Source organism: Chitinophaga rhizophila, assembly GCF_019492185.1.
In the GTDB taxonomy this organism is placed as follows: domain Bacteria; phylum Bacteroidota; class Bacteroidia; order Chitinophagales; family Chitinophagaceae; genus Chitinophaga; species Chitinophaga rhizophila.
In genome coordinates this window covers 240,006-258,119 of record NZ_JAICCF010000004.1, presented here as the reverse complement: position 1 = coordinate 258,119, position 18,114 = coordinate 240,006, and the positions used below count along the sequence as shown (strand labels likewise).

Here is an 18,114-nt window from a genome sequence, read left to right as displayed (position 1 = left end):
GCGCTATTGACCATAATATGCATCCGGTCCGTGTTTGCGTTCAAAATGTTTTTTAATCAATGAATCTTTCAATTTAGGGCATTCCGGACGTATACTTTCCGTGAGATAAGCCATACGCGCTACTTCTTCCAATACGGCCGCGTTATATACCGCTTTATCGGCTGTTTTGCCCCAGGTAAAGGGTGCATGATTGCCTACCAGCATCATTTCAACGTCTTTATACGAAAGTCCCCTTTCCTGAAGACATTGCATGATCTGGAAGCCGGTCTGGTATTCATAGTTCCCTTTGATCATTTCGTCACTCATAGGAGCAGCACAGGGTACATCAGCTGTAAGGTGATCGGCATGTGTGGTGCCATATACCGGGATGTCGCGCTGTGCCTGCGCCCATGCAGTGGCGTAAGTGGAATGGGTATGTACAATACCGCCTATTTCTTCCCAGTGCTTGTACAGTACTGCGTGTGTTTTTGTATCTGAGGATGGACGGCCGGTTCCTTCAACTGTTTGTCCGTCGAAGTCTACGATCACCATCTTATCCGGCGACAGCTGTACGTAGGGTACGCCGCTTGGTTTGATGGCGAATACGCCTGCAGCGCGGTCAGCTACGCTTACATTGCCGAATGTAAACAGTACCAGTCCCAGTGCCGGCAGTTGCATATTCGCTTCGTAGGCCTGCTCTTTTATGCGCTGATATTGGTTGCTCATACATATAGTTTTTCAGTGATTGCGCCCAGTTCCTGGAATTTGCGATAGCGGGCAGCATAGTAAGGAACGTTTGCTTCCCTCGGCTGCCAGGTAGTTTCAAAACCTGACGTCATGGCCTGCTGTGCGGCGTTGATATCGGGATAAATACCTGCGGCTACGGCTGCAAACATGGCAGCACCCAGTGCACAGGCATTTTCGCTATTAACGATACGGATAGGCCTGTTCATCACGTCTGCCAGTACCTGCATCGCGTAACCCGATTTCTTGGCTACGCCACCCAAAGCTATGACTTCGTTGATAGCAATACCCTCTTTCTGGAAGCGTTCAGCGATGCTCTGCGCACCGAATGCCGTAGCTTCTACGAGTGCTTTAAACAGCTGTACAGCGTCTATACCCAGGTGCAGACCGGTAATGGTGCTTTTCAGTGTATGATTGGCATCGGGTGTACGGCGGCCATTGAACCAGTCCAGCGCCAGCGGATCATTCTCTCTTAACGGCAGCTGTTGCGCCTGTTCTGAGAGGTAGGCCAGCAAACGGCCTTCCGCAGCAGCCAGCTTGTCTTTATCTTCCGGCATGAGGGCATATAAAGGGCCCATGATGAGCCGGCGTAACCAGGCAAATACATCACCGTATGCTGACTGACCAGCTTCCAGTCCCAGCATACCTGGTATTACGGAACCATCTACCTGTCCACATATGCCTTTGACAAACAGGTGGCCAGCTTCTTCCATCGGGGCCACAAGTATATCGCAGGTGCTGGTACCGATTACTTTACAAAGCGAGTAAGATTGAATACCGCCGCCTACAGCGCCCATATGGGCATCGAAAGCCCCTGTACCAATCACTACATCTTCAGGCAGGCCTAGTTTGGACGCCCATTCGCTGCTGATAGTACCAGCAGGAATAGTTGCTTCAACAGTATCGGTGTAGGTCTGATCATATTTTGTCAGTTCGGGACTTAGTTTTTCGAGAAATGCCTTTGGTGGCAGCCCGCCCCAGGAGTCGTGCCACATGGCTTTATGACCTGCTGCACAACGGCTACGCAGGAGGGTATTGACACTTTTGTTGCCGGTGAGTACAGCCGGAATCCAGTCGCAGTGTTCCACCCAGGAAGCTGCCTTTTCACGTACAGCTGTATCTTCGGAGATGACGTGCAGGATCTTGGCCCAATACCATTCGCTGCTGTAAATACCGCCACTGTATTGGGTATAATCTGTGCCATTGCTATGGGCAATTTCATTGATCAATGCCGCTTCTTTGTTAGCGGTGTGGTCTTTCCAGAGTACAAACATGGCATTGGGATTTTCTTCAAATCCCGGCGTAAGCGCTAATGGCGTACCTGTTTCATCTACCGGACCAGGAGTTGAACCGGTGGTGTCTACCGCAATACCTTTCACACGGGCAGCAGTACCTTCCGGGCATTGGCGGAGTGCTTCACGGATGCTGTTTTCCAAGCCTTCGAGATAGTCAAGGGGATGTTGCCGGTATTGCTGGGTGGCAGGATCACAGTATAACCCTTTCTGCCAGCGGGGATAGTAGTGCACTGCACTGCCGGCTTCCTGTCCTGTGTGTGTATTGACCACGAGCGATCGCACTGAATCGGTGCCAAAATCGACACCTATTACAAATGAATTTTCCATAACGTACGTTACTGGCATGCTGCTACGCGGGAGGCAGCAAACAGCAGCTTATTTAATGATGAATAATCGTTGCTTAACTTTATTGTCACATCGACAATTATAAAACAAGGCAAAAAAACGCTGATATGATTATCACCGGATTAACAGTGACCGTCATATCAGTAAGAGCCTTATTTCAGATTTCCCGGATCGGAAACAAAATTGAGGAAGGCGTGGAATTTCGCGCTGTACTTTCTTTTATCCAGCTTATAATAGAATGCTCCCCTTTTGGAAGTAGCCCTCTCTTTTTCTTTTTGTTTGACAAGCAAGCCGGTAGATAACACCTTTCTGCTAAAATTGCGTTTGTCGAAGCCGGCGTCATATACTGCTTCAAACAGTATCTGCAGCTGGGGAATTGTGAACCTTGTCGGCAGTAGTTCGAACAACAACGGGTGGATCGCCGCTTTGTAACGTAACCTTGCCTGGGCTTCGGTCACCATGTGCGCATGGTCAAAGATAAGTCTGGGGGCATCTTTGAGCGGGAACCACTCAGCCTTGTACTCATCAGTGATCTGCTGCTTGTATTGATTGATGTCGATCAGGGCAAAATAGGCTACAGATAGTGTTCTTTCCATCGGATCCCTGTTAGGGCCACCGAAAGCGGCTAACTGTTCCATGTATACCCCATCCAGTCCTGTTAGCTTTGTCAGCGTACGGGCCGCTGCGTGCTCGAGATCTTCATCAGGCTGTACGAAACCTCCCATCAGGCTCCATTTTCCCTTCTCCGGCTCAAAACCGCGCTTAATCAGCAACAGCTTGAGATCCTGTCCGTCAAAACCGAAAATAATACAGTCTACAGCTACCAGCATCCGGGTTTGCCGGGAATAACGTGTCATACTTTCCAGGAGTTTAATTCCGCTAATATAAATCACCGTCCTGATATTGCCAGCAAATAATACTTCAGACTGTTTATTTCCACACAATATAAAACTTTAAATGTCAATTCTACAATTATTTTTTAAGGGATTGTTCTTCCCCTGTCATAAAAAGCTATAGTCATCCTGCCAGTAACGGTTTCAGAGGAATGCCCCACGTGTCAGGGAAACACTATTAACGGGCATTTATTTCAAAAAGTATGGCCTGCCTGCGGGGGATAAAAACCAGGAAGCCTGTGCAGTAATAGTACGGCAGTGGTTATCTGTACCTGCCTGAAAGGGTATTTTCTGGAAGCCGGACCGGCTGTAACAGCTGTACCAGTCGGGCTGTCGTCGCTATTACCATCAACCGGATATGCCCGTTATTGCCTGGTGAACCAGCCCTGCCCTCATAAAAAAAGGCCCGGTCACTGACCAGGCCCTTTCAGATGAATGATATGCTACCGGCAAACCATACCCCCTGCCTACCTACCTGAATAACTCTTCCGGCCTGAGCGTGGTATAATCGGGCACAAAGGTGAGTATATTATCAAAGTCACTGAACTCCTCACGGGTATGCATAGTAGTCAGCACGACAGCCTTCATACCTGCGTTAGCGGCAGCCTCCACTCCTTTCGGCGCATCTTCAAACACGATGCAATCCGCAGGGGATATACCCAGTTCCTCCGCAGCCTTCAGAAACACTTCGGGGTTTGGCTTACTGGTGGCTACGTCATTCGCAGTAACAATACTTTTGAAATGATGACGGATATGTAAATTATCCAGTGCAAAGTCTACGTTGAAAGGAATCGCAGCGGTACCAATACCCATCAGGATACCAGCTTTATCGGCCACTTCCAGGAACTCCTGCAAGCCTGGTATCAGGCGTAAATGCGGCAGGTACGCCTGCTGATACCTGCGCTCCTTCTCCATCGATAATTCGTCCATCTCCGCCTCGGTAAAACGGTCCTTTCCGAATATACGGACCAGCAGCTCCTGGTTCTTACCATACATCTCCTTCTTTACCGCTGCCCGGGTCATACCTGCGCCCAGGTCATCATTCAGAATGTTAAACCAGCCCTCCAGATGATATTCCATATCATCGATCATTGTGCCGTTCATGTCGAAAATAAATGCCTTTTTCATATGCCTGTTTTACGATTTGCAGGTCCAAAACTAACAATTTAGCTGTAGAGTGGTCCGAAACAGGCTATTTACATTGTCAATCAATCACTTATGTTTCAATCCATCCCGTTACCAACAGGTCACCAAAAGGGCACCTCAATATCGAAGGGATATTGAAGTGCCCTTTTGGTGACCTGTTGGTGTTGCATTTATATGAAGAGGAAAGCGGAAATTGACAGATGACTGTCAACAGCATGTACGAGGCTATTGCGATGTGTTTTTTTGACAGATACGTAGAAGATAGCTAACGCGCGATTGCCGAAGGCCCGTTCTGCACACCGGGCTGTAATTTGCCAGCCTGATAACACCGGCTTAGCTAAAGAAGAAAAGTTTAGTTGCCAGCGAACTGCGGCTGGTCAGATATGATAACCCAATATAAAAAAAAGAGAAGGTCGAATGAGTTCGACCTCCGCCGATCTAGTTCACGTTATTGAATCGGCTACATGCGGCAAAAATTACTGGGAAATTGCATGCAGCGCGCAGAAACCTTATGATGATATATTGTATGCTGCTATACCACCAGGCACACACCTGGCTATCGCACAATATGCAAATTGCTCCGTTGGTACTGCAACTGACAGTTGTTATGTCTGAATAAATCTGATGAATGTATTGCCTGCGGATTAGTCTTCGATAACGGTGGAATAACCGGGTTCTCAATCTTGGCAAAGACATCTGCTAGTAACTGCAAGTTAAGTATAAATGTCAATTTTACAATTAAATTTTTCAATGTCTGAAAACACCTATCCGGAAAGGGAAAATGATGTGCAACTGGTGCTTGTTGTATTCACACTTATCCCCCTATCATAGCGAGACAGCTACCAGCTTATACTGCCACCTGCCCCTAAATAGCCATGACCCGGCCAGCAGATAAAGTAGACTTTTCAATATATTTGACCCCTATGCGGAACATTCTTAAAAACTATAGCAGCCTGCTCACCCTCCTCGGCGGTATCATTGCCGGCAGCATCCTCGGACTGATCTTTGGTAAACAGGTGGAAGTGATCAAGCCCATTGGCGATATCTTTCTTAACCTGCTCTTCACGGCGGTCATCCCCCTGGTATTTTTCGCCATCTCCTCTGCAATCGCTAACATCGACCCCGGACAAAAACTCGGACGCGTCATTTCGGTGATGAGCATGGTCTTTCTGGGCACTGTAGTGGTATCTGCATTTCTGACCATTGTTGCTGTATGGATATTCCCGCTGAAAGCGGTTGCGCCTGGTACTTTCCCGGCAGAAGACCAGCTGAAACCGGAAGGTTTCGGGCAACAGATTGTCAGGCTGCTGACCACGGGCGAGTTCTTTGAGCTGCTATCCCGCAAAAACATGCTCCCATTTATTATCTTCTCTGCCCTGACAGGATTTGCTGCACTCAAAGCCGGAGATGCCGGTAAAGCCTTCCGCAACTTCCTTCATTCGGGCAATGAAGTTATGAAGTCCCTGCTGGACATTATCATGGTACTGGGACCGGTTGGTCTCGGCGCTTACTTTGCCTACCAGGTAGGTACGCTGGGCCCTCAGCTATTCGGCACCTACGCCAGCTCGATGGCGGTGTACTATGGCTTCGGACTATTCTACTTCATCGTAATTTTCAGTGTATATGCTTTTCTGGCTGGTGGCGTTGCTGGTGTAAGGATCTATTGGAAAAATAACCTTATTCCCACTTTTACAGCGCTCGGCTCCTGCAGCAGCATTGCTACTATACCGGCTAATCTGACTGGTGCGCAGCGTATGGGTGTGCCGGAACATATCGGCAATGTGGTGGTACCATTAGGCGCATCCCTCCATAAGGATGGTTCCAGTATTTCCTCCATCATTAAAATAGGTGTTGTATTTGCCATGTTTAACCGTCCGCTGACAGGCGTCGATACAGTATTGCTGGCGCTGGGTGTTACCGTTATTGTAAGTATTGTGGAAGGGGGGATTCCTAACGGGGGGTATATAGGGGAGCTGCTGGTGATGTCTGTATATGGTTTTCCGATAGAAGCATTACCTGCTGTGATGGTAATTGGCACCCTGGTTGATCCCCTGGCTACCATTCTGAATGCCACCGGAGATACAGTAGCCGCCATGATGGTAACCAGGGTGATGAAGGGTAAGAACTGGCTTAAGGATCGAGCGGATCTTCAGGATCCTGCTGCCATGCCCGCAGGTCAGGCCTGATCACATTCTCTGTATTACTTCTTCGTTCCAGTCCGTTGTAAGGCAGATAGCCCAGTTCATTGATAAAACGGATGGCCATCTTTTCAATTGCCAGCGACTGAAACGAGTCTGATACGATCAGCATTGGTTTGGTAGATGGCATATTGAAGAGATATGTCAGCCTTACCGCATTCCTGATATTGGTGGTAGTATGTCTGGCATGTGGCTCAATGATGACAGCACTATCAGGCACGCCCAGTTTACCGACCAGGTATTTCTTCATTTCGATAGCTTCGCAGAACGGTGTCTTGTACGGGTGTACATGTCCGCCGGAAACGATAATAAAAGGCGCTAACCGCTGTTTGTACTGTTCTGCTGCCAGTCCGCAACGGTAGGCACCCATGCTGTCTATTGACCGGCCGGGCTTACCCGGACCGCTTCCTGGTACCAGTATCGCGCTGTATTTATATGCATTCCAGTATATTCTTCTCGACTTGGCGAATGGGGCTGCATTGTTGCCTTTATACAAAGGCTCATAGCGCACTGCCTCATCCCTGCCATTGATTTCCAGTGCTTTCAGCGCACTTAGCAGGGGCTGTTTGAAGAAGGTGTTGCCAGCACCTACCGCAAGGACCTGCTGCGTTGCAGTTTTCACGCGTTGTACAAAAACCGGGTCTGTAGGGCGGAAAGAGATAGAATCAATTTTCGGGTAGCGGGGCGGTTTGCCGGCCAGGTATACTTTGAAAATATGGTTCATGCCGGTGGCTACGTCTTCCCATGCTTTCCGGATGAAGGTAGTGTCTGCATCATTGTTGTAGACAGGGTACCGGGATTCAATTTTGAGGCGTTCTACCAACGCGGCAAGGCCATTGTCAGACATCGCCAGTTTTTTCAGTTCATCGCTTGTTTCGCGGATCTCGGCTTCTGTCCAGCGCAGCGCTTCGCTGATACAGGCGGCGTCGGCGCATTGGCTGTAGGCGTTAGTCAGGCGGAGCTGCCGTTCACGGGCGATCGCGTTCAACGTTGTGTTTTTAACAATCAGGTCATGTGCAGGGCCTTTTCTTTCCAGGATGTACAGCAGAAAGAAAGACTTCCTGACCTGCAATTGTTGTGTGGCGGAGTAGGCAGGTCCCACTGCCCTTGTAGCCGTTGTTTTGGCCTTCGGTTTTGCTTTTGTTGTTTTTTTCTTCCTTGTCTGCCCATATCCGGTCAATGTCATGAACGACAGCAACAGGCATAGACCGATGTTTAATGCTGATCTCATATCTTACATACAGGCGTGTTGGCTACGCCCTTCTTTTGATTACTGTATCTGTTTCCCATTCTTCCAGATGCCGCTGATACTTTGTGTCGCCCTGACATCCAGTTGCGGATCTGCATCCAGCAGCATAAAATCCGCTTTTTTGCCAGGCTGCAATGCGCCTGTTTGTTTATCTATTCCTAACAGCACTGCACCCTGATGGGTAGCATAGCTGATGGCCTTCAGCACAGGAATGCCTGCTTCTGTCATCAGTTGCAGTTCCCGGTGTTCAGAAAAGCCCTGTGCGCGTACCGGCTGCGCGCCGGAATCGGTACCCATGGCAATAACGACGCCTGCACTATCCAGCTTCTGCAGGTTTCTTTTAGCCATAGCAAAGGCCTTGATCTTACGATCTTTTTCTTTGTCGTCTTGCTGTTGTTTGCGGTAGGTATCACTGTTCAGCAGGTCCCATACGCCCGGTTCGAGCGAGCGCATAAAAAAAGGATCGGTGAACCATCCGGGGTTACTTGCGCCATAGGATAAGCCAAATTCTTCTATACAAAGCGTAGGAATATAGCAGACATTTTTCTGCTTCATTGCATGAATGAGTGCATCGTCCACTTCCTGGTCACGTATGCTGTGTGCCAGTACATCTATACCGGCGTCCACCAGCTGACGGGCATCTTCCAGGTAGTAAACGTGTGCGGCTACTTTGATATTGTGGAGGTGTGCTTCTGCTATGATCACCCTGTAAATCTCAGGCAGCATACGGGGCGAGCCGTCTACCCATATTTTAACAAAGTCAGGTTTGAGTGTAACAAGGTTTCTCATCTGCTGGAGGGCTTCATCAGCACTGCCGGGCCGCAGAATACTGGGGCCGAAGGCAACAGGCGGTACCCCACGGGGTGCGCCAAAGCCGAAACCCGCGGTGTAATAGGAAGCGCCACCCAGCATCTCTGCCCGGGAAGCGTCACGCAGAAGGAAACCGTTAGGCTGGTCGGTACCCAGGCTTAATACGGTACCTACACCGTATTGGAGGTATTGGACAAGCTGGCGGGATACATTATCAGGGGTGAAATGCTGTGCACCGATAGAAGTGCCTTTCAGCAAACCGACATGGCAGTGTGCATCTACCATCAGCGGCATGATCGTCTTACCGCTACCGTTAATTTCCTCCGTGCCCTTAATGGGATAGTTGGTGCCGGCGGGCAGTATGGCAGCGATGGTATCGTCTTTGATTACCAGACTGACATGGGAACGGGCTTCTCCCCCGCTCCCGTCAATCAAAGTAACATCTTGTATTATGTAAGAAGTTTGCTGTTGCGCGTTGGTACACAAAGATATAGCGGACAGGCAAACACTGAAAATTACCAGTTTAAGCATAGTTAACAATTTGCAATTCTGGATCACCAGAAACTGCAAACTACGAAACTATATACTTAAAACAGGGACGGCCGCCTGCTGAATTTTATGAAAGGCAAGATCAAGGTCTGAAAGGAGGTCTTCAGGTTCTTCCAGGCCAACGGACAAACGGATCAGGCTATCCGCTACACCGGCGGCTCTGCGGGTTTCATCAGGGATGGATTTGTGGGTCATGCCGGCAGGATGACATAACAAACTCTTAATACCGCCAAGGCTTTCTGCAAGCTTGAAATACTGCGTCGCCGTTACGAAGGCCAGCGCCGCCGCTTCCGTATCATCTTTCAAGGTAAAGGATACGATACCGCCAAATCCTTTTGATTGCTGCCTGGCAATTTCATGTCCCGGATGTGAAGGTAGACCCGGATAAAAGACTTTATCCACCAAAGGATGAGCGGCAAGGTGTTCTGCTACCCGCTGTGCATTACTACAGTGCTGTCTGACACGCAGGTGCAGCGTTTCTATACCACGGATCAGCAAAAAGCTGTCAAATGGCGACAGGATAGCGCCGCAGGCATTCTGGTAAAACTTGATTTCCGCACCCAGTTCCGGCGTTTTTGTGACTACCACACCGGCAATCAGGTCACTGTGGCCGCCCAGGTATTTGGTAGCGCTATGAATAACAATGTCTGCACCTAGTGTCAAAGGCTGCTGTAGTACGGGAGAAGCGAAGGTATTGTCTACACAGAAGAGGCATTTGCTGGCCTGGGCTATTTTAGCAATAGCAGCAATATTGGATATTTTCAGTGTTGGATTGGTCGGCGTTTCCAGCCATATCAGTTTCGTTTTGGGCGTAATGGCATTGAAGATAGCCTGTTCATCAGAAGTATCGACATAGGTGACTTTAATACCGAACTTCTGGTAGACTTTGTTAAACAACCTGAAGGCCCCTCCGTAGATATCGTCTACCGCAACAATTTCGTCACCGTACTGTAGTAGTTTAAGAATGGCGTCAATAGCGGCTAATCCGCTGGAAAAGGCTGCACCGGTTGCGCCGGCTTCGAGTTGTGCAACGATCTTTTCGAGCGTTTCACGAGTTGGGTTATTAGTGCGGGCATAGTCATAGCCCTTGTTAACGCCGGGTGCTTCCTGCACGAAAGTAGAGGTCTGGTAAATGGGTACTGCGATAGCGCCTGTGTGAGGATCTACGGGAATGGAATGGATTAATTCTGTGATTGTGCTCATCTCTTTGTGTTTTAGAGTTTGATGAAAATTGTTGATTAAACAGGTCCTTGTCAGGAGACTTATCAGAGATGGCAGATAGTAAACAGGAAGGTCTTAAAAACAAAAAAACTCACCTGGTAGCCAGGTGAGTTGAAGTATATTTTGATAAAATATCGATCAAACCTACTGACTTATCTTTCCCATTGTATGGGATGGATGTAGCACCTTTCCGGTTTGGTGGTTCCGGATGGTTGCTAAGGCTTCGCAGGGCCATTTCCCTCTGCCTTTCTTGATAAGAAACTTAAAGAACTGGTGCAAATATAGGAACGGAAAAATGAATGCACCAAATTTTTTTTAGGACTGCATACTTTTAATCGTTGCGGTAATACCGTCCTGGTAGGAAGTTGGCGTAAAATTAAAATGCTTTTCAAACTTAGTACTGTCGAAGATATAAGGGTGTGTAGTCTGATATCGCATTTCGTACAGTTCAGACACAGTAGTATCGAAAAAACCGGCCATTTTGATCATGAAGCTACCGAGTTTGATATATCTGGGCCGCGTACGTAGGGCTGCCGCCACCATCTCGATATACTCTTTCCCGTTAGGAGCCGGATTGGTAGTTGGCAGGTGCCAGACCTGGTTATAGGAGGAAGGATCTGATGCCAGCATGAATAAGGCTTTGGCAGCGTCGGGTGTGTAGGTAAAGCTATGCGTAACAAGATCACTACCCAGCCAGTTGGCAGTTTTGCCTTTAGCAAGTTTATCGATGACCATCATGTTCAGCACACCGGTGGCACTGGCTCCGGGGCCGTAGAAATCGGCAGCTCTTGCAATGGCCGCCGTTAGCCGGCCTTCTTTTACCCTGTCCATGATCTTTCCTGCTACCAGTGCCCGGATCTCTCCCTTTTTACTACAGGGGTTGTGGGGCGTTTCCTCTGTCATTTTACCATTGACCAGGCCATACATATAGACATTGTCGAAAAAGATCAGCGGGATGCCCCCTTCGCTACAGGCATGAATGACATTCTGTATAATTTTGGGCCATGCCTCCTGCCAGACCTTGTGGTCGTAAGTCAGCCCAGCGCAAAGAAAAACGACAGACGAGCCGCTGATGGCCCTCCGTGTCTGTAACGGATCGGTGATATCTGCCGCTACTACATCTGTTACGCCAGGGGAAGGCTTGGCTCGCCTGCTGACAAGCCGGACCTGTTTACCATTTGCCAGTAATACTGATGTTAACTCCCTCGCAATAATTCCTCCTGCTCCTAAAATTGTGTAAATTCCTGATTGTGAAAGGCTTGACGCAGTGCTAACCATAGGGTGATCATTATTTTTATAAGATAGTGACGTAAAACTATTGAATTTATTTTATTTTATGAACAGTGTTTATTAAATTTGCATTGTAAAGGATTTAATATGGGTATAAGTGATCGTAAAGAGCGGGAGAAGCTGGAGATGCGTAAGCGCATCATCAGCGCTGCGATGGAAATGTTTATTCATGATGGTTTTGAGAAGACATCGATCAGGAATATAGCGGAAAAGATTGAGTATAGTCCGGCTACAATATACCTGTACTATAAAGACAAGGATGAACTGCTATATGAAGTGCAAGGCGTTGCGTTTGCCCAGCTGCTGGACGCTTTCATGAACGATGTAGAAGGAACGACTCCGATCGAAAGACTGGAAGGACTGATGCGTACTTATGTAAATTTTGGATTCAAGCATCCGGACTTATATGACCTGATGTTTATTATGCGCTCTCCTATGAGGGCTGTGGACGATGAGTGGCCTAACTGTGACGAGGCATTCAGGTTTCTTATCAGCACAGTAGAACCCTGTATGGAGCTTTTGCGGTTCAGCAATATCAGTACAGCTGCGTTGTCACTGTGGACGTTCACGCACGGACTGGTATCGCTGCATATCCGGGACAGGATTATGATCCTAGGGATGGATGAAGAGCAGACAAGGGCGCTGGTCAATGCTGCTGTAGATGAGTATCTGCAAATGATTAAAAAATAAGGCTCACTTCGGATATTGCTAACTAAGTGTAAATGATCTATGCTGCATTGACCTGTAGCAGGGTAGAATATTAAATTCTCAACAGACACGAATAGTGTCTTTTTTTATCGTCGATTACTAAACACTGTTCATTATGTCAACTACTATCATGAAACGAAAAACGTTCATAATAATAATGGCTCTCATAGGGGTACGTGCGTCGGAGGCATCCGGGCAGCGTAAAGTGCTGGATGGCTATATCGAAAGTGCGTTTGCGCAGAACCAGGGATTAAAGCAGCAGCATTTTCAGCTGGAGAAATCTATGTACGCCTTGCAGGAAGCTAAAAGCCTGTTTTTTCCGCAGGTAGGTCTGGGCGGTAGTTACACCCGTGCAGGCGGCGGCCGTACTATTGACATTCCAATTGGCGACATGCTGAACCCAGTGTACACTACGCTGAACCAGCTAACCAACAGCCAGAAATTCCCGCAGCTGGAAAATCAGTCTGAGTTGCTTAATCCGGATAACTTCTACGATGTACGCCTGCGTACATCCCTCCCACTGATTAATACGGAGATCTGGTATGCGCAGCAGATCCGCCGGGAAAGCATCAGCATGCAGCAGGCTGCCGTCAATGTATATAAGCGCAGACTGGTCAAAGACATTAAGACAGCCTATTATCAGTATTACCAGGCAGGGAAAGCGGTGGACATCTTTCATACTGCCCGATTACAGGCGCAGGAGAATATACGGGTGAACACCAGCTTCCTGGCCAATGGCGTTACGAACAGCACGGCTCTGACCCGCGCCAAAGCAGAGCTGCAGAAAATGGAGGCGTCTATTACTGAAGCAGAGAACAAACAGCGCAACGCAGGCGCTTATTTTAACTTCCTGCTGAACCGCGACCTGCAGGCAGATATTGTGATAGACAGCAGCATTTTCCTGCCGGAAGAAATCAGCGCATTATCCACAGATCCAGGCAATACCCGGGAAGAGTTACTGCAGCTTTCTCAGCAACAGAAAATTGCAGACCTCTCCTACCGTCAGTCAAAGGCTTACCTGGTACCAAAGCTCAGCACTTTCCTGGACCTGGGGTCACAGGGATTTAACTGGAAGGTCGATAACAGGTCGCGGTATTACCTATGGGGCGTGAATCTGCAATGGGATCTGTTTGCCGCCGGACAAAGAAAGTACAAAGCGCAGCAGGCGGCCATTGACGTCAGTAACCTGCAGGCAGCGTATAACCAGACCAGTTTGTCGTTTGAGCTGGAACAAAAGACCGCTGAAAATAACTACCGGACGGCAATCGCCAGTTTCAACAGCGCACGTGAACAACTACGATTGTCAGAGAAGTATTACACTGACCAGGCCAAAGTCTATAAAGCCGGACAGCTGTTATATATCGAACTGCTGGACGCGCAGAACCAGCTGACGAGCGCACGGTTGCAGGTGTCAGTTGCCTACGCCGCTGTACAAACAGCTATTGCTGATATTGAACGTACGAAAGCCACTTATAAACTTTAAACAAACCTCTTAAAAATATTGCACCATGAAACCAACATTTTCCAACTTACTACTGGCATCCTTCTCCGGCCTGATTATATCCTGCGGAGCGCCCAGCGCCGCTGAAAACACTTTGGATACCAAGTCAGCCGATATTCCCGTGAAACTGTTACCATTGAATGGACAGCTGAATGCGCATCCTGCTATCGCCGTCTCCGGACAGTTCACCACTGACGACGAAGTACTGCTTTCCTTCAAAACCGGTGGTATTATACAGCGTATGCTGGTAAAAGAGGGAGATGCGGTTAAACAGGGACAGTTGCTCGCCATATTGAATCCAGTAGAGATCAATGCCCAGGTACAACAGGCACAGTTAGGACTTGAAAAAGCCCAGCGGGACTACCAGCGGGTAGATAATCTGTATAAGGACAGCGTTGCTACACTGGAACAGTTGCAGAATGCGAAAACAGCGTTGGATATGGCCGGCGAACAACATAAGACTGCACAGTTCAACCTTGTTCACTCCAGGATCACCGCCACTGCCAACGGCTATGTATTACGTAAGCTGGCCAGTGAAGGACAACTTGTACAACCTGGCACACCTGTGCTGGAAACTAACGGCGCACAGTCCGGCAACTGGCTGCTACGCGTCAAGGTAAGTAACCGAGAGTGGGCCGCCATCAATGTACAGGATAAAGCGAGTGTCGAAGTGGAAGCTGTTCCCGGTAAAACATTCCATGGGCACGTATCCCGCAAATCCGAAGGTGTACAGCCCCAAAGCGGATCATTTACCGCAGACATTACGCTGACTGGAGAGAAGCCGGCAGCCATTGCGTTCGGCATGTTTGGGAAAGCGGTTATTACTCCGGTAACAGTCACCTCTACAGCGGCGAACGGTCCGTGGGCAATTCCCTATGATGCTTTGCTGGAAGGCGATGGAAATACCGGCTATGTATTTATCACCAACGATAGTAAAACAGCGCATAGGATACCTGTTACCATTGCCGGGATGGAGTCGGATAAAGTCATCATCAGCAATGGTCTGCAACAGGCAGCAGCGCTTATTATTTCGGGCAGCGCCTATCTTACAGAAGGCAGCACCATCACCGTAAAATAATGTTCTCACCGCACAGGTAATGTTCTTAAAATTATCAGCACTATGAAAATTTCATCTTATGCGGTAAAGAACTACCAGTTCACACTGGTCATCTTTATCATGATCATCGTACTAGGATTGACGACTATTCTATCCATGCCGCGGTCTGAAGACCCGGAAGTCAAATCACCGATGTTCAGCGTTGTAGTAGTATATCCGGGTACCAGTCCGAAAGATATGGAAAACCTGGTAGTCGATCCGCTGGAGAAAGAGCTCTCTTCCCAGGAAAATATCAAACGCGTACGTACCAATATTGGTGATGGACTGGCTGTAATACGCGTGGAATATAAGTATAACAGCAATGTAGACGATAAGTACCAGGAGGTGCTACGGGTAGTAAATGGCAAGCGCGGTGAATTGCCCGACAATATCAGTCTGGATGTGCTGCGCGTCCAGCCCAGCGACGTGAATATCATGCAGATCGCCCTGGTGTCTGAAACCGCGCCGAAAGACAAACTGCAGTACTACGCGGAGAAACTACAGGACGAACTGGAGAGGATCAAAGCACTGAAGAACGTAGAGATACATGGTATTCCAGGCAGACAGGTCAGGATTGAGCTGAACCTGGAAAAGATAGCGCAACTGGGACTGCCCGCACATAAAGTAATATCCAGCATTCAGAATGAGATGGCTAATATTCCCGGGGGCAGCGTTAATGCAGGTAACCGTAGCTACAATATCAAAAGCAGCGGTAGTTATCAGCAGCTGGATGAAATAAAAAACACCGTCGTATTCAACAGCCAGGGTAAGAACATCTTTCTGAAAGATGTATCTAACATCTACTACGGCTTTGCCGACGAGCAACATGAAACAAGGCTGAACGGCCGCCGTTGTGCTTTTATAGTTGCCGCACAGAAAGAAGGGGAAAACATCAGTGAGACAAGGAAACTGTATGTGCCCGTGCTGGCCGCATTCAGGAAAACACTGCCGTCCAACATCGATATGATCCAGCATTTTGATCAGGCAGAAAATGTGAACAGGCGTCTCGGCGGACTAGGAAAAGACTTTATCATTGCTATACTGCTGGTGGCAGTAACATTGCTGCCGCTTGGGTTTCGCCCGGCACTGATTGTGATGATCTCTATCCCACTATCACTTGCCATTGGCGTTATATTGCTGAACGTGTTTGGCTATAACCTGAATCAGCTAAGTATTGTGGGACTGGTAGTAGCCCTTGGCCTGCTTGTGGATGACAGCATTGTAGTAGTAGAGAATATTGAGCGCTGGATGCTGGAAGGGCATGGACGGTTGGAAGCAACGTTGAAAGCAACCAAACAGATCGGGCAGGCAGTAGTTGGTTGTACCGCAGCATTGGTGATTGCCTTTATGCCATTAGTATTTTTGCCGGAAGGCGCAGGTGACTTCATCCGTGGATTACCTATGGCAGTAGTGTTGAGCGTATTTGCCTCCATGCTGGTATCACTGACTATCATCCCGTTCCTGTCCAGCAAACTACTGTCAGAGCATACCGGTCACCCGGACGGCAACATCTTTATGCGTACATTAAAGAAACTGATTCATGGCAGTTATTCCCGCCTGCTGGACAAAGCGTTGAACAGGCCTGTGCTTACGATCATTTTTACCGTACTGATATTTGGCGCATCCCTGTTCCTGTTTGGTGTAGTAGGTTTCAGCTTATTTCCCGCATCAGAAAAACCACAGTTTCTGATCAATATTACTACTCCGCCGCAATCCAGCCTGGACTATACCAAAGGAATTGCCAGGCAGGTAGAGCAGGAACTACAGCATGAAAAGTCGATTAAATACTTTGCCACCAATGTAGGGAAAGGTAATCCCCGTATCTATTATAACGTTGTACAGGAAAACGAAAGGTCAGACTACGCCCAGATATTCATTCAGCTGGATGAACATTCCAGCCCGGATGACAAGCTGAAACTGATTGATAAACTACGTAAGCGCTGGACGCCATACCCGGGTGCGAAGGTAGAGGTGATGAACTTTGAACAGGGGCCTCCAGCGCCAGCGGCAGTAGAAGTAAGACTGTTTGGCGATAACCTGGATATCCTCCGCCATCTGGCAACGAGCGTAGAGAACATGTTGCAGCAGGTGCCCGGCGCTATATATGTCAACAACCCGGTAAAGCTGTTAAAAACAGACATCCGGATAGATATTAATAAGGAAAAAGCGCAGCTGCTAGGTATTCCGAGTATTAATATCGACCGAACCGTACGTCTTGCAGTGGCAGGACTTGACCTGGGGCATTATGCCGACAAAAATGACAATGATTATGATGTACTCCTGACCAGAAACAAGGATGGGCGTCCAACCATGGAAGTGTTCAATAATCTGTATGTCAACAACCAGGATGATAAGCCCTATCCATTGTCGGAAGTGGCGAGTCTGAAAATGGAAGCATCGCCCCTGAATATCAATCACCAGGAGAAGAGACGAGTGGTATCAGTAACAGCATCCGTGAAGGATGGCTTCCTGGCAGACCGTGTAATTAACAGCACTATTGCAAAGATGGATGCTTTTAAGTTGCCGGCAGGGTATAGTTATGAGATGGGCGGTGAAGTAGAGGCAAGGCAGGATTCCTTCGGAGGTTTTATGAGTATCATTATTGTAACGATCTTCCTGTTTGTAGCTGTACTGGTGCTGGAATTTAAGACCTTCAAGAGTACATTGATCGTACTGTCAGTGATTCCATTGGGAATAGTGGGTGCCGCGATAGCATTATGGGTAACAGGCAATTCGCTGTCATTTGTCGCGATTATAGGTATGATAGCCCTGGCGGGGATTGAAGTGAAAAACACTATTCTATTAGTGGACTTTACGAATCAGCTGAGAGAGGAAGGCCGGAACCTGGAGGACGCTATCAGAGAGGCCGGCGAGATCAGATTCCTGCCGATAGTACTGACTTCATTGACAGCTATCGGAGGACTGATGCCGATTGCGCTATCAACGAACCCGCTGATAGCGCCGCTGGCTATTGTGTTAATAGGAGGACTGATCAGCTCTACTTTGTTGTCAAGGATTGTGACGCCGGTTGTGTACAAACTGATGCCGCCGAGGACCGGCAAGTAGCAGCAGGCATATTACTAATGTGAA

The 18,114-nt window shown here is 48.3% G+C and carries 13 protein-coding genes and 1 riboswitch; of the genes, 5 read left to right on the top strand and 8 right to left on the bottom strand.

Annotated features, from left to right (window positions below; genetic code table 11):
- Positions 1–3 precede the first annotated feature (3 nt).
- The 4 genes from K1Y79_RS21160 to K1Y79_RS21145 form a co-directional block, all read right to left on the bottom strand.
- Positions 4–705 carry an L-ribulose-5-phosphate 4-epimerase gene (locus K1Y79_RS21160; protein WP_220252188.1) on the bottom strand — a complete coding sequence of 234 codons (702 nt, stop codon included), beginning with the start codon at positions 703–705 and terminating at the stop codon, positions 4–6.
- Positions 702–2,345 carry a ribulokinase gene (locus K1Y79_RS21155; protein WP_220252187.1) on the bottom strand — a complete coding sequence of 548 codons (1,644 nt, stop codon included), beginning with the start codon at positions 2,343–2,345 and terminating at the stop codon, positions 702–704. The genes K1Y79_RS21160 and K1Y79_RS21155 overlap by 4 nt, the downstream gene beginning before the upstream one ends.
- 170 nt (positions 2,346–2,515) lie before the next feature.
- Positions 2,516–3,220 carry an NUDIX hydrolase gene (locus K1Y79_RS21150; protein WP_220252186.1) on the bottom strand — a complete coding sequence of 235 codons (705 nt, stop codon included), beginning with the start codon at positions 3,218–3,220 and terminating at the stop codon, positions 2,516–2,518.
- A 507-nt stretch (positions 3,221–3,727) separates the two neighbouring features.
- On the bottom strand, positions 3,728–4,384 hold the full coding sequence (locus tag K1Y79_RS21145; protein WP_220252185.1) for an HAD family hydrolase: 657 nt from the start codon (positions 4,382–4,384) through the stop codon (positions 3,728–3,730).
- 941 nt (positions 4,385–5,325) lie between these two features.
- Here K1Y79_RS21145 and K1Y79_RS21140 point away from each other — a divergent pair.
- Positions 5,326–6,588 (top strand): dicarboxylate/amino acid:cation symporter, encoded by a 1,263-nt coding sequence (locus tag K1Y79_RS21140; RefSeq protein ID WP_220252184.1) that lies wholly within the window; start codon positions 5,326–5,328, stop codon positions 6,586–6,588.
- Here K1Y79_RS21140 and K1Y79_RS21135 read toward each other — a convergent pair.
- The 4 genes from K1Y79_RS21135 to K1Y79_RS21120 all read right to left on the bottom strand — a co-directional run bounded on the left by K1Y79_RS21135 (position 6,533) and on the right by K1Y79_RS21120 (position 11,707).
- A complete protein-coding gene (locus K1Y79_RS21135) occupies positions 6,533–7,831 on the bottom strand; it encodes a YdcF family protein (RefSeq protein WP_220252183.1) in 1,299 nt (432 codons plus the stop codon). The two genes, K1Y79_RS21140 and K1Y79_RS21135, sit on opposite strands and share 56 nt — an antisense overlap.
- Positions 7,832–7,870: 39 nt before the next feature.
- The gene (locus K1Y79_RS21130) at positions 7,871–9,190 is read right to left on the bottom strand and encodes an amidohydrolase family protein (RefSeq protein WP_220252182.1); all 1,320 of its coding nucleotides are present in this window, start codon (positions 9,188–9,190) and stop codon (positions 7,871–7,873) included.
- Positions 9,191–9,238: 48 nt separating this feature from the next.
- Positions 9,239–10,411 (bottom strand): trans-sulfuration enzyme family protein, encoded by a 1,173-nt coding sequence (locus K1Y79_RS21125; RefSeq protein ID WP_220252181.1) that lies wholly within the window; start codon positions 10,409–10,411, stop codon positions 9,239–9,241.
- 167 nt (positions 10,412–10,578) lie between these two features.
- A riboswitch (SAM riboswitch) is annotated at positions 10,579–10,689 on the bottom strand.
- A 55-nt stretch (positions 10,690–10,744) separates the two neighbouring features.
- Positions 10,745–11,707, bottom strand: coding sequence for an NAD-dependent epimerase/dehydratase family protein (locus K1Y79_RS21120; protein ID WP_220252180.1), 963 nt, complete (start codon positions 11,705–11,707; stop codon positions 10,745–10,747).
- Between the two features lie 99 nt (positions 11,708–11,806).
- Between K1Y79_RS21120 and K1Y79_RS21115 the strand changes: the two genes are divergently transcribed.
- The 4 genes from K1Y79_RS21115 to K1Y79_RS21100 all read left to right on the top strand — a co-directional run bounded on the left by K1Y79_RS21115 (position 11,807) and on the right by K1Y79_RS21100 (position 18,090).
- Positions 11,807–12,409 (top strand): TetR/AcrR family transcriptional regulator, encoded by a 603-nt coding sequence (locus K1Y79_RS21115; RefSeq protein ID WP_220252179.1) that lies wholly within the window; start codon positions 11,807–11,809, stop codon positions 12,407–12,409.
- A gap of 175 nt (positions 12,410–12,584) precedes the next feature.
- Entirely contained in the window at positions 12,585–13,910 is a 1,326-nt protein-coding gene (locus tag K1Y79_RS21110) for a TolC family protein (protein WP_220252178.1), read from the top strand.
- 25 nt (positions 13,911–13,935) lie between these two features.
- Positions 13,936–15,006: an efflux RND transporter periplasmic adaptor subunit gene (locus tag K1Y79_RS21105; protein WP_220252177.1), complete on the top strand. Its 1,071-nt coding sequence runs from the start codon at positions 13,936–13,938 to the stop codon at positions 15,004–15,006.
- A 42-nt stretch (positions 15,007–15,048) separates the two neighbouring features.
- Positions 15,049–18,090, top strand: a complete 3,042-nt coding sequence (locus K1Y79_RS21100; RefSeq protein WP_220252176.1) for an efflux RND transporter permease subunit — start codon at positions 15,049–15,051, stop codon at positions 18,088–18,090.
- Positions 18,091–18,114: the final 24 nt, after the last annotated feature.